General features: G+C 44.1%; 10 protein-coding genes, 1 tRNA gene and 2 rRNA genes. 9 read left to right on the top strand and 4 right to left on the bottom strand.

All coding sequences use genetic code 11. From position 1 onward, the window contains the following. Positions 1 to 183: 183 nt before the first annotated feature. From HC643_RS10665 to HC643_RS10655, 3 genes are all read left to right on the top strand, one after another. Positions 184 to 3,134: ribosomal RNA gene (locus HC643_RS10665) — 23S ribosomal RNA — on the top strand. 160 nt (positions 3,135 to 3,294) lie between these two features. Continuing rightward, a 5S ribosomal RNA gene (gene rrf, locus HC643_RS10660) occupies positions 3,295 to 3,412 on the top strand. Positions 3,413 to 3,826: 414 nt separating this feature from the next. Then, the gene (locus tag HC643_RS10655; RefSeq protein WP_038079215.1) at positions 3,827 to 4,738 is read left to right on the top strand and encodes a hypothetical protein; all 912 of its coding nucleotides are present in this window, start codon (positions 3,827 to 3,829) and stop codon (positions 4,736 to 4,738) included. 2 nt (positions 4,739 to 4,740) lie between these two features. Here HC643_RS10655 and nadA read toward each other — a convergent pair whose 3' ends face one another. Next, complete coding sequence (gene nadA / locus HC643_RS10650; protein ID WP_038079157.1) at positions 4,741 to 5,715, bottom strand: quinolinate synthase NadA; 975 nt, start codon at positions 5,713 to 5,715, stop codon at positions 4,741 to 4,743. A 154-nt stretch (positions 5,716 to 5,869) separates the two neighbouring features. Between nadA and HC643_RS10645 the strand changes: the two genes are divergently transcribed. The 4 genes from HC643_RS10645 (at position 5,870) to HC643_RS10630 (ending at position 7,831) form a co-directional block, all read left to right on the top strand. Then, on the top strand, positions 5,870 to 6,799 hold the full coding sequence (locus tag HC643_RS10645; RefSeq protein ID WP_038079217.1) for a TIGR04168 family protein: 930 nt from the start codon (positions 5,870 to 5,872) through the stop codon (positions 6,797 to 6,799). Positions 6,800 to 6,870: 71 nt separating this feature from the next. Beyond that, positions 6,871 to 6,955 (top strand) — tRNA-Ser (locus HC643_RS10640). Between the two features lie 246 nt (positions 6,956 to 7,201). Next, positions 7,202 to 7,549 (top strand): type II toxin-antitoxin system prevent-host-death family antitoxin, encoded by a 348-nt coding sequence (locus HC643_RS10635; protein ID WP_038079159.1) that lies wholly within the window; start codon positions 7,202 to 7,204, stop codon positions 7,547 to 7,549. Between the two features lie 39 nt (positions 7,550 to 7,588). After that, complete coding sequence (locus tag HC643_RS10630; protein ID WP_237265864.1) at positions 7,589 to 7,831, top strand: type II toxin-antitoxin system RelE/ParE family toxin; 243 nt, start codon at positions 7,589 to 7,591, stop codon at positions 7,829 to 7,831. A gap of 840 nt (positions 7,832 to 8,671) precedes the next feature. Here the strand turns inward: HC643_RS10630 and HC643_RS10625 are convergent. Then, complete coding sequence (locus tag HC643_RS10625) at positions 8,672 to 9,214, bottom strand: helix-turn-helix domain-containing protein (protein ID WP_038079160.1); 543 nt, start codon at positions 9,212 to 9,214, stop codon at positions 8,672 to 8,674. A gap of 658 nt (positions 9,215 to 9,872) precedes the next feature. Between HC643_RS10625 and HC643_RS10620 the strand changes: the two genes are divergently transcribed. Continuing rightward, the gene (locus HC643_RS10620; RefSeq protein WP_038079162.1) at positions 9,873 to 12,173 is read left to right on the top strand and encodes a DEAD/DEAH box helicase; all 2,301 of its coding nucleotides are present in this window, start codon (positions 9,873 to 9,875) and stop codon (positions 12,171 to 12,173) included. A gap of 67 nt (positions 12,174 to 12,240) precedes the next feature. Here HC643_RS10620 and HC643_RS10615 read toward each other — a convergent pair whose 3' ends face one another. Beyond that, positions 12,241 to 13,149, bottom strand: a complete 909-nt coding sequence (locus HC643_RS10615; RefSeq protein WP_038079165.1) for a S1 RNA-binding domain-containing protein — start codon at positions 13,147 to 13,149, stop codon at positions 12,241 to 12,243. 109 nt (positions 13,150 to 13,258) lie between these two features. Beyond that, complete coding sequence (locus HC643_RS10610; protein WP_038079168.1) at positions 13,259 to 14,008, bottom strand: dienelactone hydrolase family protein; 750 nt, start codon at positions 14,006 to 14,008, stop codon at positions 13,259 to 13,261. A gap of 202 nt (positions 14,009 to 14,210) precedes the next feature. Here HC643_RS10610 and HC643_RS10605 point away from each other — a divergent pair, with 202 nt between their 5' ends. After that, the gene (locus tag HC643_RS10605; RefSeq protein ID WP_038079171.1) at positions 14,211 to 15,197 is read left to right on the top strand and encodes a GntR family transcriptional regulator; all 987 of its coding nucleotides are present in this window, start codon (positions 14,211 to 14,213) and stop codon (positions 15,195 to 15,197) included. Positions 15,198 to 15,322: the final 125 nt, after the last annotated feature.

Genomic DNA, 15,322 nt, shown 5'->3' with positions numbered 1-15,322 from the left:
GATTTGGGCACTTATCAATAGAAGAAATTCAGCAACTTGAAACCGCAAGGGAACAAGACTGCTGGAAATGTTCCAGCCAGAACCTTGAAAACTGCATAGAAAAGCGAAAGTAACTAAAAGCGAAAAGCTAATAGCTAATGGCTAATGGAAATTAGCGATGAGCAGTTAGCATTCAGCAATAGTGGTCAAGAGAAGAAGGGCTCATGGTGGATACCTAGGCACACAGAGGCGAAGAAGGACGTGGTTACCAACGAAAAGCTCCGGGGAGCAGGAAGCATGCAGTGAGCCGGAGATGTCCGAATGGGGCAACCCAATAACGAAAGAGCGAACCCAGTGAATTGAAACATCTTAGTAGCTGGAGGAAAAGAAATCAATAGAGATTCCCTCAGTAGTGGTGAGCGAAAGGGGAAGAGCCTAAACCAAAGTGCATGCATTTTGGGGTAGTGGGACAGCGAAATCGAATCTAGCGGTTAGGCGAAGCAGCGAAATACTGCACCAAAGAAGGTGAAAGTCCTGTAGTCGAAAGCTTAAGGATAGTAGCTGAATCCCGAGTAGCATGGGGCACGAGGAATCCCATGTGAATCAGCGAGGACCATCTCGTAAGGCTAAATACTACTGTGTGACCGATAGCGAACAAGTACCGCGAGGGAAAGGTGAAAAGAACCCCGTTGAGGGGAGTGAAATAGAACATGAAACCGTGAGCCTACAAGCAGTGGGAGTCCGATTCAACGGATGACCGCGTGCCTGTTGAAGAATGAGCCGGCGAGTTATAGGTACTGGTAGGTTAAGTTTGTTGACGAAGCCAAAGCGAAAGCGAGTCTGAAAAGGGCGCGTTATCAGTATTTATAGACCCGAACCCGGGTGATCTAACCATGTCCAGGATGAAGCTTGGGTAACACCAAGTGGAGGTCCGAACCGACCGATGTTGAAAAATCGGCGGATGAGGTGTGGTTAGGGGTGAAATGCCAATCGAACTCGGAGCTAGCTGGTTCTCCCCGAAATGTGTTGAGGCGCAGCGGTAACGGAAAAACTGAGGGGTAAAGCACTATTTCGGTGCGGGCTGGGAGACCGGTACCAAATCGAGATAAACTCTGAATACTCAGTGGAGAGTTACCAGTGAGACGGTGGGGGATAAGCTTCATCGTCAAGAGGGAAACAGCCCAGACCACCAGCTAAGGTCCCGAAATCATCGCTAAGTGGCAAAGGAGGTGGGAGTGCAAAGACAACCAGGAGGTTTGCCTAGAAGCAGCCATCCTTGAAAGAGTGCGTAATAGCTCACTGGTCAAGCGCTCCTGCGCCGAAAATGAATGGGACTAAGCGATGTACCGAAGCTGTGGATTTAGCAAGCCATCATTTAGCATACAGCCTCTTTTGGAAGACAGAGGGAGAGAGTGAGAGAGTGAGAGAGTGAGGGAACGAAGAATAGTTCCTCCCTCCCTCCCTCCCTCCTTCACTCCCTCGCTCCGCTCCAGAAGGTTGCATGCTAAGTGATGAGATTGTTAACTGGTAGGGGAGCGTTCCGTGGTAGGTAGAAGCAGTAGCGGCAAGCAGCTGTGGACGAGACGGAAGTGAGAATGTCGGCTTGAGTAGCGCAAACTAGGGTAAGAATCCCTAGCCCCGAAACCCCAAGGGTTCCAGAGGCAGGTTCGTCCACTCTGGGTTAGTCGGGACCTAAGGCGAGGCCGAAAGGCGTAGTCGATGGACAGAGGGTGAACAATCCCTCACTTTGATGTGGGAGTCAACGTAAGACGCATGAAAGATAGCAACGCCCTGAATGGATTGGGAGGTGTCTAAGGATGCCGAGTTGTAAATGATAGTGCCAAGAAAAGCTACGTTGGTGATGAAAACATCAAACCCGTACTCGAAACCGACACAGGTGGGGAAGTTGAGAAAACTCAGGGGCGCGAGATAACTCTCTCTAAGGAACTCGGCAAAATGGCCCCGTAACTTCGGAAGAAGGGGTGCCCACGCAAGTGGGTCGCAGTGAAGAGATCCAGGCGACTGTTTACCAAAAACACAGGTCTCCGCAAACAAGCAATTGGAAGTATGGGGGCTGACGCCTGCCCAGTGCCGGAAGGTTAAGGAAGTTGGTCAGGGGGAAACCCTAAAGCTGACGACTGAAGCCCCGGTGAACGGCGGCCGTAACTATAACGGTCCTAAGGTAGCGAAATTCCTTGTCGGGTAAGTTCCGACCCGCACGAAAGGCGTAACGATCTGGATGGTGTCTCAGAGAGAGACTCGGCGAAATAGGAATGTCTGTGAAGATACGGACTACCTGCACCAGGACAGAAAGACCCTATGAAGCTTTACTGTAGTCTGGAATTGGGTCCGGGCTTGGCTTGCGCAGGATAGGTGGGAGGCACTGAAGTATCCCTTGTGGGGGATACCGAGCCAACGGTGAGATACCACTCTGGCGAAGCTAGGATTCTAACCCACGATTGTCTATCCAATCGGGAGACAGTTTCAGATGGGCAGTTTGACTGGGGCGGTCGCCTCCTAAAAGGTAACGGAGGCGCACAAAGGTTCCCTCAGCACGCTTGGAAACCGTGCGTTGAGTGTAAAGGCAATAAGGGAGCTTGACTGTAAGAGCTACAACTCGAACAGGGTGGAAACACGGTCTTAGTGATCCGACGGCGCAGTATGGAATGGCCGTCGCTCAACGGATAAAAGTTACTCTAGGGATAACAGGCTGATCTCCCCCAAGAGTCCACATCGACGGGGAGGTTTGGCACCTCGATGTCGGCTCATCGCAACCTGGGGCGGAAGTACGTCCCAAGGGTTGGGCTGTTCGCCCATTAAAGCGGTACGTGAGCTGGGTTCAGAACGTCGTGAGACAGTTCGGTCCATATCCGGTGCAGGCGCAAGAGCATTGAGAGGAGTCCTCCTTAGTACGAGAGGACCGGGAGGAACGCACCGCTGGTGTACCAGTTATCACGCCCGTGGTAGACGCTGGGTAGCCAAGTGCGGAGCGGATAACCGCTGAAAGCATCTAAGTGGGAAGCCCACCTCAAGATGAGTGCTCTGACTACTACAAGTAGGTAAGGTCACAGGTAGAACACCTGTTCATAGGCAGTCGGTGTACGTGCAGTAATGTACTTAGCCAAGTTGTCCTAACAGACCGAGGTCTTGACCTCATCTCAATGATGAATTCTGAATGATGAATGATGACAATCTTCTTCAATTCACAATTCACACTTGTTTCGCTTTTCTGTGCAGTCTTCAGGGTTTTGAATTCAAAGAAGATAAATCCTTGGATGTTATTCATCATTCATAATTTATCATTCATCATTCATTCCTGGTGCCTATGGCTCAGTGGTCCCACTCTGATTCCATCCCGAACTCAGTTGTGAAACATTGATGCGGCGACGATAGTTGGCGGGTTGCTGCCTGCTAAAATAGCTCGGTGCCAGGTTGATTTTTACAACACAGCCCCGTTCCTCTATGTCAGGACCGGGGCTTTGTTTTTGGTCTGGCAAGTTTCTTGCCGGATATCGTCACGTAACTTCAGTATTCTTATAGAAGACACACAGCAACACATACCAAGTAGAAAAACTGCCACCGTTTTGTCATCTATTGTACAAAGCATTTTTGTAATCTGTGTATTATGAATTTTGTATTATAGATATAGAGTCAAAATTTTAATTATTATTAAGTTAATGTAATTCATGGATTAAACAGGGTACAACCATACCCACTTTCTAGCGAATGTGGCATCCTCTGATTTTTACACATAAAATCTAAATCAAGACAAAGTCAAAATTTTTTAATTAAATTTGTTTGTCAATTAATTCAGGGTTAAACAGCTATTACATATCCACAAATGGAAATGGTAGATCGGATAAATGATATCGATTGGCAGGCTCACCAAGGTAGTGTTGCTGCAATTATTCAAGTGTTAAACGAGAAACTCGCTAATTCGGGCGTCAGAACTAGAGCTATTTTTGACGCTGGTGTTTTACAATTACTGTGTGAGGCACGTACAATAGATAACCTCGAACAAAAGACTCTCGTTGAGCAAGTCCAACAAATTCTTGAGTCTATTGCACCACGGAACATTTATCGGGTCAATATAAATAGTCGTATTGTTCGGGAACAGCAATTGCTGTGGCTAGAGGAAATTAGTCGTGACCCTGAGAATCAATTGCTTTGGTCACAGGAAATTACGTTAGTTCAACCGAATATTTTTGAGCAGTTGGTAAAAGATTTTAAAGAGCGAAAGAAAGAACAAGGCAAAGCAGTTCTCCCTACCTCTCAATCTTCTCGTCTTGTCGTAGTTAATAAAAAGAACAAATTCAGAAACGCTTCTGCCAAAAGATTGTTAGGAGGCGCTAGCTGTGTCGTGTTTTTACTGTCTCTCGGTTGGGTCGGTTATACTTCGTTAGGCAATAAATCGAAAAATGCCGATCGCGCCGAAACACTGAATTCAATAGTTTCAGGAATAACAAATCAAAGTAATTTTCCCAATCAACCGACTACTAGCAGTCGAGCTGCTTCTACGTCATCTGAAGATCCCTTTTCAGCAGCAGTGCGGATTGCCAATCAAGCTTCTGCAACTGGTAAGACAGCTCAAACCTCAGTACAATGGTTAGACTTGGCGGCTCGATGGCAACGAGCATCAGAATTAATGAAATCTGTACCACCCAACCACAGCCGTTATGAGGAAGCTCAAATCCGTACAAAACTATACAAAAAATATAGTGAAGCTGCTGAAAAAGAATCTAAGAAAAAACCTTCTTAGCTTTAAGCGCTCATCTCTAGCATCCTCTGAATGGGTTTTAATGCAGCTACACGAGTATGCTCTGGTAAAGTAATTTCCGGAGTTCGATTTTTCATTACCCAGTATAGCTTCTCTAAGGTATTTAACCGCATAAAGGGACACTCATTACAAGCACAGTTGTTTATCGGAGGTGCGGGTATAAAACGTTTGTAAGGCGTTTGTTTTTGCATTTGATGAATGATACCCGGTTCCGTAGCAACAATAAATTCTTGAGATGGGCTTTCCGCACAATATTTGAGTAATGCTGCTGTCGAACCAATAAAGGTGGCATGGCGCAATACACTGGTTTCACATTCAGGGTGAGCGATCGCTTCTGCTTCTGGGTGAGCAATTTTTAGCTGCACTATTTTCTTTTCAGAAAAAGTTTCATGAACAACACAACTTCCATCCCACAATACCAAATCTCGTCCCGTTTGTTCCATCACATACCGCCCTAAATTTTTATCTGGCGCAAATATAATGGGCTGTTCTTTTGGTATTTGTTGAACAATTTTAACAGCGTTGGAACTGGTGCAGATAATATCGCTCAGTGCTTTAATGTCAGCAGAGCAATTGATGTAAGAAACTACTATATGGTCTGGGTGTAAGGCTTTAAAAGCGGCAAATGCTTCTCTTGGACAACTATCAGCCAAAGAACAGCCTGCATTGAGATCCGGTAAAAGTACCAATTTATCTGGATTGAGAATCTTTGCCGTTTCTGCCATAAAGTGGACACCAGCAAAGACGATCGCATCCGCCTGGGTGTTGGCTGCGGCTTTGGCAAGTTGGAGCGAATCTCCTATATAGTCTGCAATATCTTGAATATCGGGTTCTTGATAGTAATGTGCCAGGACAATCGCGTTGAGTTCTTTTTTAAGACTCTCGATGGCTGCAAATAAATCTAGAGGTAGATCGCCCTGTTCCGTTTTTCCACGTTGAGCTAATGCGGTAGTAAACACAGTTAGGTTGTATTAGATTTGCAAATTTTTGTATCGTGGATTCAATTATAGTAGTTTTTACCAAAAATAGCTGGAGGGTAACCCTCCTTCCTTGGAGTTGTGTCAAAACCCCATAAGTTTCCTATGCTAAAAACAGATATGCTTGGAAAGTGGCATGACCAGTCAGACAACAAACTCAAAAACGATAAAAATTGCTGTAGTAGGAGACGTTCACGACCAATGGGAAGAAGAAGATGGCATTGCACTCAAGCATTTGGGCGTTGACCTAGTGCTATTTGTTGGTGATTTTGGCAATGAATCGGTAGACGTAGTGAAAGCGATCGCATCCCTCGACATACCCAAAGCAGCAGTCATGGGAAACCACGATGCATGGTACACAGCCACCGAATGGGGACGAAAGAAGTGTCCTTACGATCGCACGAAGGAAAACTGGGTACAGCAACAACTCGATTTGTTAGGTGAAACCCAAGTTGGGTACGGGAAGTTAGATTTTCCCAACTGGAATTTAACCGTTGTTGGTGGTCGTCCCTTTAGCTGGGGTGGACCTGAGTGGAAATATGCCGATTTCTACCAACAATGGTTTGGAGTAACCAGTTTTGAAGATTCCACAGCCCGCATTGTCGCTGCGGCAAAAAGTGCGGCTTATGAGAATATCATTTTTATCGGTCATAACGGACCGATAGGACTGGGCGAACGTCCGGAAGACCCCTGTGGTAAAGATTGGCATCCCATAGGAGGTGACTTTGGTGACCCCGATTTGGCAGAAGCGATCGCGCAGTCAATGATTGCTGGTAAAACCATTCCCCTGGTCACATTTGGTCACATGCACCACACCCTGCGGCACACCAAAAAAGAACCGAGAAAACGTGTTTTCACCAGTCCAGAGGGCGTTGTTTACTTAAATGCCGCCAGTGTACCCAGAATTGTGGAAACTAACGAGGGCAAGCAACGTAACTTCTCAATTGTTCTGTTAGAAAGCGGTTCCGTCTCCCAAGCCTCCCTTGTTTGGGTTGGCAAAGATTTCTCTGTTGCCTCAGAAGAAATTCTTTATAAAAAACCCAGCCCAGTGGTGCAAACTGCGTGAGAATGAGATATACTTATTAACTGGTCAGCAAATATCGCTGACAGCTGACAGCGAATAGCTGCAGCTTTACTGGAGAGGTGGCAGAGTGGTCGATTGCGTCCGACTTGAAATCGGATGATGCGAAAGCATCCGGGAGTTCGAATCTCCCCCTCTCCGTTTTTGGAGATCGAGCAAAAAACAACGTAATTAGAACTTACGCGTAGCTACCCTTTTTAAGGAGTGGGTTGGATCTGCAATATGTAAAATACCCAAAATCCCATTGAGGTTGCGTAAAGTAATAAACGGAATGCTAGATTTATGAAGCGGGTGCTTGCATTACAAATATCCATTAAAAGCTAAAATATAAACCATTTTGGAGGTAGCATTTAATAAAATGCTTCATAAAGTGCTTTATTTGATGCTATGGCAATCAAGATTAATCTCGAAAATATTCAAACTCTTACCGACTTCAAGCGAAACGCCAAGGACTATGTAGAGCGGATAAAAGCAACAAAGTCGCCACTGGTGTTAACGGTCAATGGCAAAGCTGAGGTTGTGGTGCATGAGGCACAAGCTTTCCAGGAAATGATGGATCGGCTTGAGCACGTTGAGGAAGAACTTCGAGCATTAAAGCTCGAGGCATTACGGCATGAGGTTGAAATTGGAATTGAACAACTTGAGAACGGTCAGTATACCGAATACGACGAAGACTCACTTTCAACTTTGTTTGAGGATATTAAAGCACGAGGACGAAAAAGGTTGGCAAAGTAGAGACGCTTCATGAGTCGGTATAGGATTTCTACTCAAGCAATGCAGGACCTTGAAAACATCTGGAATTATGTTGCTAAATACAGCCCACAGGTTGCCGATAATCTTTTTGACAAGCTGCGAGAAAAGTTTCCAAAACTCGCTAAATTTCCCCAATTGGGACAACAACGCTTTAACCTAGCTCCTTCCCTACGGAGTTTTCCAGTAGAAGTTACCTCATTTTTTACCGTCCCACAGACAAAGGGATTGAGATTGTGCGTATTCTTCGTGGATCGCAGAACATAGAACGAATTTTTGGAGAAGTAGAGGATACAGAACAGGAAACCGGACAATAAATTAACAGACGAAATATCTCAACAATACGTATCGGCTCAGTGGCAATACGAACGGATTGAGGGGATTGGGCATTGGTTTATGCTCGAGCGATCGCAGCAAATCAATCAACTCTTATTGAATTGGCTGACAAAACATACCTAACAGTAAAGGGTTAGAAGCTGTAACTTAATTCCTCCCCACCTCTATTCACCGATAGTCATTCTTAGATAGATCTGATATAAGTTGGTCAACAAAACCCCTACGTGTTGTTTCAACAGCTGATTTGATGGAAGATGCAGCAAATATTGCAATATCTTATGGAATTTCTGCCTGTGATGCTTCTTACGTCGCCCTTTCACAGCAGGTTAATGCTACGTTAGTAACTTTAGACTAGTGCTTGGTAAGAGCTTTAGCTGCGACATCTTACAATGTTTGTTCGTTCAATGACTTTGAGATTGCGCCACTGCCGTAAACGGAATACTTGACAGATGTAACAGATGGCTATTCCGATCGACCTTACAAATCCATCCGTTATATCTGCTACCTAATTCGTTACTATATTTGCGTTTTTACATGGGTTTTACAAAAACGAACTTTTGACAAAATGAAGTGTGTTTAACAAGCTTGAGTCGAAAATCATAGCTAAGAGCGAAAAATATGTGGAACTTTGATACCTGAAAAACATCTAGATAATACAGAGCGATCGCTGGAAGTGTAAAGTTCACCAACTTGAAAACAGAAGGAAACTCATAGTTCGGTGAGATTAAATCCAAGCAAGCTTTTTTCCATCCAAAATCTAAAATATTCCCATCAATTGCAATCCATCAAACCAATGACTGATTGAAATTCGGCATCAACTTTCTCAGCTTCCCGAACTTCCATCAGTTGACTTTCCAAGAATTCATTAATTTCTGCAACCACTATACAATGTTGCAACTTCACTCCTAGAGCATCTGCAACCTCAATTATGGTATCAAAACTAGCGTTTTGATAATCTTGTTTTTCATATTCTTTGATGTGCTCTTCCGTTAAATGAGTCAGTGCTGCTAGTTCTTTCTCTGTAATTTTTTTGGCAATTCTCACCTTAATTAAAATTTCTCCAATTTCATCGATGTTAAGGTTAACATTTTGTAGAACCAGAGACTTTTCGGGATTGTGATTTTTCAGATTTTTATATTCTGCTATTTCTGTATGAAGATTTTTAATATGAGCATAGTAAGAATCTATTAACAGTTGCCAACCCTCTGGATCTTTACGCCTTTTTTCTTCATTCTGATACAAATTCATAATAGCTTGATGGAATTTTTCAATCCAAGATTTTGTGACCATCAATTGATAATCGTTCTTAATCATTTCCCCTCTCCAAAAAATTTGTCATTGTGATGCGTGCTCTATTTTGTTCTCTGTTCATTAATTCAGCAGACAAGATAAAGTGTTTAGATATGCAGAATCCTACGTCTCTACTTGGTAAAAGTTGTGACGCAAAAGCATTTATTTTGATGCAAATCAACTAGATGAACCGCAGTTTTTTAGTTGAGTTGCACCTCAATTTTCTCTATAAAGAAGTATGTTTCAGGATATTTTCGCCCTTCGTGAAAACGGCTTTGAGATTCTGTCCTCACCCGTGTCGAAGAGCGGAAGCCCGCTACGTAGAACATGGAGATGACTGTGAAGGTTTTTCACTGAGTAAATCATAATAACATGCAAAGACTCCAAAACCAACTTTTTCGGGGCAGTTGCTACAACTGGTTCAGTAAGAGTATCACTTCTTTAGACGCAATCTTAAGAGGAGATCGATTGGGGATTGTGCAACATTAGCGATTGGCACAAACTCCACTGCTTGTAAAATAAATTTATACAAATTTCTTATTTAATTTAGTACATACACTGGATTGTTTAATAAAAGACGATCCGTAACCTTCCTGTATTAAAAAATAAGTTACCTGTGATAGCTTGCTAAATATTCAGGGTGCCGCCATGTCCAAAAAATAACGATACAGGCAGGTACTCAATGGCAGTTGCTAACGAAGAACAAATTAGCAAATTTATTACTACCGAACCGCTAAAAGCCAGTCATGAAGCAGGTGAACAAAAAGTTTGGGACTCTATCAAAAATGCTTTTTCCGACAGACAATGCATAGCTTACTGGCGTTATCCCATTTTCTCCAAGGTGGGCAAGATTCGTAAAGAACCCGATATTCTGATTGCCGATCGCGAGTTTGGTTTATGGATCGTTGAAATACTGTCCGTCACAATCGACCAAATTGCTGGTATTAATGACGGGATCTGGCAATTGCAGAACTTTCACATTACAGAAGCCAACCCCTATCAACAAGCAGAACATCAATTACGGACTTTGATTGCGTACTGCGATCGCGATGCTCGTCTTATGTCTGATTCGGCTTTGCCAGAGCCCTCTTACTCCGTTGGAGACAATCCAAATCGGGAGGAGGCATACACAGATAATAATAAAGCAGCTATTGGGCATAAGGTTAAAGGACGAGTTCTTGTTGCACTTCCCCTGATTACCCAAGAACAATGGCAACAAAGAGGCTTTGACCAAATACCCAACTGTCCTCCTTTGATTTTTCAAGACCAATTAAGCAAAGTCAGTTGTGTGGAACGAATTCAACACATCTGTGCTGTCGTTCCTGGAGAAAACTTAGAGGATCGAGACTGGGAATTACTACTGTCAGTGGTTAGCGGTACGCCAATCCTTCGCAAAGAAGCGGATCGCACGACATCTGCAATCGCCCTTGGCGCAAGCCGTACCCGGCTTATCGCAGACAACAGCCGCGCCAGGGTTATGGAAAATTTGGGGCAAAAGCTATACGAAATTGATTTGCAACAAGAGCATATTGGCAAAGAAATACCTCCCGGTCCTCAAAGAATTAGAGGTATTGCAGGCTCAGGCAAAACAGTACTGTTGTGTCAGAAAGCAGCTCACATGCACCTCAAGCATCCAGACTGGGACATTGCCATTGTGTTTTTCACTCGCTCTTTGTATGACTTAATCGCCGAGCTATTGGATCGATGGATTCGCCGCTTCAGTGGTGGTGAGTTAACTTACGATCCAAAAACCAATCACAAACTGCGTGTCCTTCATGCTTGGGGCGCAAAAGATCATCCCGGCTTGTATGGGACAATTTGCGAGTCCCACGGTAAAAAACGCAAGAAAGTTGCAGATACAAAAGAAAGACAACCCAATCGAGGTTTAGCAGACCTGTGCAAACGGCTGCAAGAAGAAATCATCATTCAACCAATGTTTGATGCTATCTTAATTGATGAGGGCCAAGATTTAGTATCAGAAGCAGATCTCAAATTTGATGACAAACAAGCAATTTACTGGTTGGCTTATCAGGCATTGCGACCCGTAAATGAAGAAAACCCAGAAGAACGCCGCCTCATTTGGGCTTATGATGAAGCACAAAGCTTAGATAATATCGCAGTTCCAAAGGCAAAAGAAGTTTTTGGGGAGAAATTGAGCAATATTTTGAGCAAACAACCGCAATACTCTGGCGGTATAAAACGTTCTGAAGTTATGCGTCGCTGTTACCGCACTCCGGGACCCATTCTTACTGCGGCTCATGCTATCGGTATGGGTTTGCTACGCCCCCAAGGAATGCTTGCAGGTATTACCAACAGGGACGATTGGAACAAAATTGGTTATGAAGTCAAAGGAGACTTTCGCCGGATTGGCAAGCCAATCACCGTGCATCGACCAATAGAATATTCACCCAATCCTATTCCCGAACTTTGGGGCAAACCTGTTTTAGAATTTCAAACTTACAGTTCTCGTCGAGAAGAATTGCAAGCGCTAGCGGATAACATCATGCACAACATCATGTTTGATGGTCTCAATCCCAGCCGTGATATTTTAGTCGTGGTTTTAGGCTCTACTTCTGAGGCGGTGGAATTGGAAGTTGATGTCGCTGGTTTTTTATTAGACCACAGTATTGATGTTTATATCCCTACAGCTTTAAACTTAAATGATTTGACTCCCCAATGGCCCAATTGTGACCCAGATAAATTCTGGCATGAGGGAGGGGTAACGGTGTCTCGCACCAACCGTGCTAAGGGACACGAAGCGGATATGGTCTACGTAGTTGGCTTCGATAATGTGGCTCGCAATGAAAGTAATGTCAATTACCGCAACCAGTTATTTGTAGGTTTAACCAGAGCAAGAGGTTGGGCTAGTCTGAGTGGTGTAGGCAATTACCCAATGTATGATGAGATGCGGCAAGTGATTTCCAGTGGCGACACTTTCACATTCACTTACAAGCGTCCGCCAAAGCGCGATATCGGGGATTAAGGATAGTTGTTTGTTAGTGGTTAGTGGTTAATTGGTGTACTAACAACTACCCACTAACAACTAATCACTAACTCTCACTTGAAAGCTTGTTTCTCGCTCGTTCAGCACGGGCTTCAGCCGATGCCATGACATCTTCCATATTTTCCAAAACTTCGCCTGGGAAATTTTCCAAAACTCTAGTAGAGAGAGCTACTCGACCTTTCCCTTCATCTAAATCTAAGATCGCAGCTTTTATGGGTTGACCAATTTGAAATACATTTTCCAGATTCTCAATAAATTTCTGGCTGACTTGCTTGATGTGGAGCAAAGCACTTGTTCCATCTAAATCTACAAACACCCCAAAAGGTTTGATCCCCGTTACTTTTCCTTCTACCAATTGACCAACTTCTAACGTACTGAAGTTAGCAGAACGTGCTGCTACGCGTTGTGAAAGTATTAGTTTATTGGTGCTGCGGTTCACTTCCAAAAAGCCAGCACTTAAGGTTTGTCCTTTGAGTGCTTCTAAATTATCCCGCTCGGTAAGGTGCGATCGCGGAATAAATCCTCGCAAACCTTGAACATCAACGGTAACGCCACCTTTATTGACATTATTTACCCGTACCTGGACTGTTTGGGAATTTTCCTGCATCTGCGCCAATCGGTCCCAAATATGCCTAATTTCCAGTTGCTTTCGCGATAAGGTGACTTGACCTTCTGCGTCCTGGTCGCGAATAATTAAGAATTCTTGCTCTTCATTTAATAGCAGTACCTCCGATAAATCAGTAACTGCTCTCAAAGAAGCCTCATCGCGGGGAATATAAGCTGACGATTTGCCACCAATATCGACGTAGGCTCCATCTGGATCGATTTGGAAAACTTTGCCGTGTACCACCTGTCCTTTTTGAAACTGGTAGTCGTGTTTTTCCAGTGCCTTGGCAAAATCGTCCATTGTAAAAGACGAATCGGCTTTTTGAGAAATTTTCGCGTCGGAGTTCATGACTTATAAAGACTCATTGTTAATTGCTAACAGCTAATGGCTAATTGCTAACTGTTTTTTCTATTAGCCATTAGCTATTAGCCGTTGTTCAAACGGCTGTTTTTCCTGCCTAGGGGCTTAGTTGCTCCTGAAACAGTTGTTTCACTTGCTCCCAAGCATTGGCTGCAGCTATTGAATTATAGCTGGCACGTTGGTCGCAGAAAAATCCGTGGTCAGCTCCATCGTAGCGAAACACGCGATGGGGAATTTTGTATTTTTCTAACTCTGCTTCAATTTTGTTTACGTGTTCTACTGGTATGCTGGCGTCTTCCATGCCAAAGAAGGCGTAAAGAGTGCCTTTGATTTCTGGGGTAAGAGTTATGGTAGGGTTCCCTCCCCCTGGTGTACGGGTGGGGATACCAGCACCGTAGAAAGAAGCTGTAGCCTTAATATCAGGTAAGGTTGCTGCTAAGTAGGCGACATGACCCCCATAACAAAAACCCATACAGCCAAAACTATCCTTGTTCGCTTCATCGACGGTTTTTAGATAGTCAACGGTTGCTTGAATATCAGCCAACAGTTGTGGTGCGGTTGTTTGCTCCCAAGCGTACTTTTTACCTACCTCTATATCTTGTGGGGTGTAGCCCGTCTCAAATCCAGGGGCAATTCTTTGAAATAAAGCTGGTGCAATTGCTATATAACCTTCTTTAGCTATTCGTTCTGTAACGTCCCGAATGTGGGAATTGATTCCGAATATTTCTTGTAATACTACCACTCCTGGGTAAGAACCTGGCTCCAAAGGCTTTGCTAGGTACGCATCGATTTGTACGTTATCTTGCTGAATTTTAATTGTTGTGGTAATAAGCGATCGCTCTGCCATAATAGTTTTTACCAGTACTGTGTGAGTATAGAGATATCGCTCTGGGCTGGAGCGTAGGGTTATCCCCGATCAATTATCAACCACCAGTCGCAACTGCACCAGAAATTTCTAATAGAGAAATTGAATCTATAAGTAATATATTTAACGATTGGCAGAACGCAGCTGGTCTTATGCAGCCACCACCACATAGGAGACTTTGTTGATGCTTCAATTCCGAATCCAACCAGACAGTGAAATACCCGCCTCCAACCAGCTGTTTAACCAAATTCGGTTTGCGATCGCATCTCGCCAATATCCACCCGGATACAAATTACCGAGTACGCGGGCGTTGGCAATGCAGACGGGGTTACATCGCAATACAATTAGCAAGGTTTACCGCCAGTTAGAAGACGATGGGTTGGTAGAAAGCCTTGCTGGTTCGGGTATATATGTCCGCGCCCAAGGACATGAGGGGGGTAGCAGGCTGCAATCGCCGATTCTCAAACAGTATCCTCAAGCCAGCAAAGTTGTACAGCAAGCGCTTGATGAACTCCTCTCGCAAGGTTGTACGCTGAGTCAAGCACGCGAGTTATTTTTAGCAGAAATTGATTGGCGCTTGCGTTGTAGTGCGCGAGTGTTGGTTGCAGTACCATCTCGAGATATTGGTGCGGGAGAACTTATGGTCTATGAATTAGAACAAGCCCTTAAAATACCAGTGCAGTTAGTACCGATGGAAGAATTAGCTGCTGTTTTGGATCAAACTTCCTCTGCTACAGTTGTGACAAGTCGGTATTTTATTGGTGATGTAGAAATTATTGCAGCGCCTAAAGCCGTGCGCGTAATTCCCTTAGATATACACGACTACGCCAAGGAATACGCTTTGTTTAAAAGCCTTCCAAAAGATAGCTGTCTTGGCATAGTTAGCATGAGTTCTGGAATTTTGACTGCAATGGAAGTGATTCTTCACGGTTTGAGGGGGGATGAAATACTGATTATGACAGCGCAGCCAAAAGATACGTACAGATTGCAAGCAATGGTCAAAAGAGCACAAGTGGTTTTTAGTACGGATCAAGTGAGTTATTCAGCCGCCCAAGCAGCCTTGCAAGCTACTATGGATGATATTATTCGTCCGCCCAGGTTGATTTGTGGTGACAATTATATCGGCTCTAATTCCATTAACTTGCTGAAACGAGAGTTAGGTTTGGGTTAGGAAATTCCAAATCAAAAAATAGGGCTTACCATAGCCCCCCTTTTTAAGGCTATGCATGAGTCACATCTTTCTTTACAATCTTGTAACCCTTGCCTACACTCCATTCTGAACGCTGATATTTTCAC

The sequence above is a fragment of the Tolypothrix bouteillei VB521301 genome (genome assembly GCF_000760695.4).
Classification (GTDB): domain Bacteria; phylum Cyanobacteriota; class Cyanobacteriia; order Cyanobacteriales; family Nostocaceae; genus Scytonema; species Scytonema bouteillei_A.
Note: the sequence above shows the minus strand (reverse complement) of the source record. Positions and strands in the feature narration are given on the sequence as shown.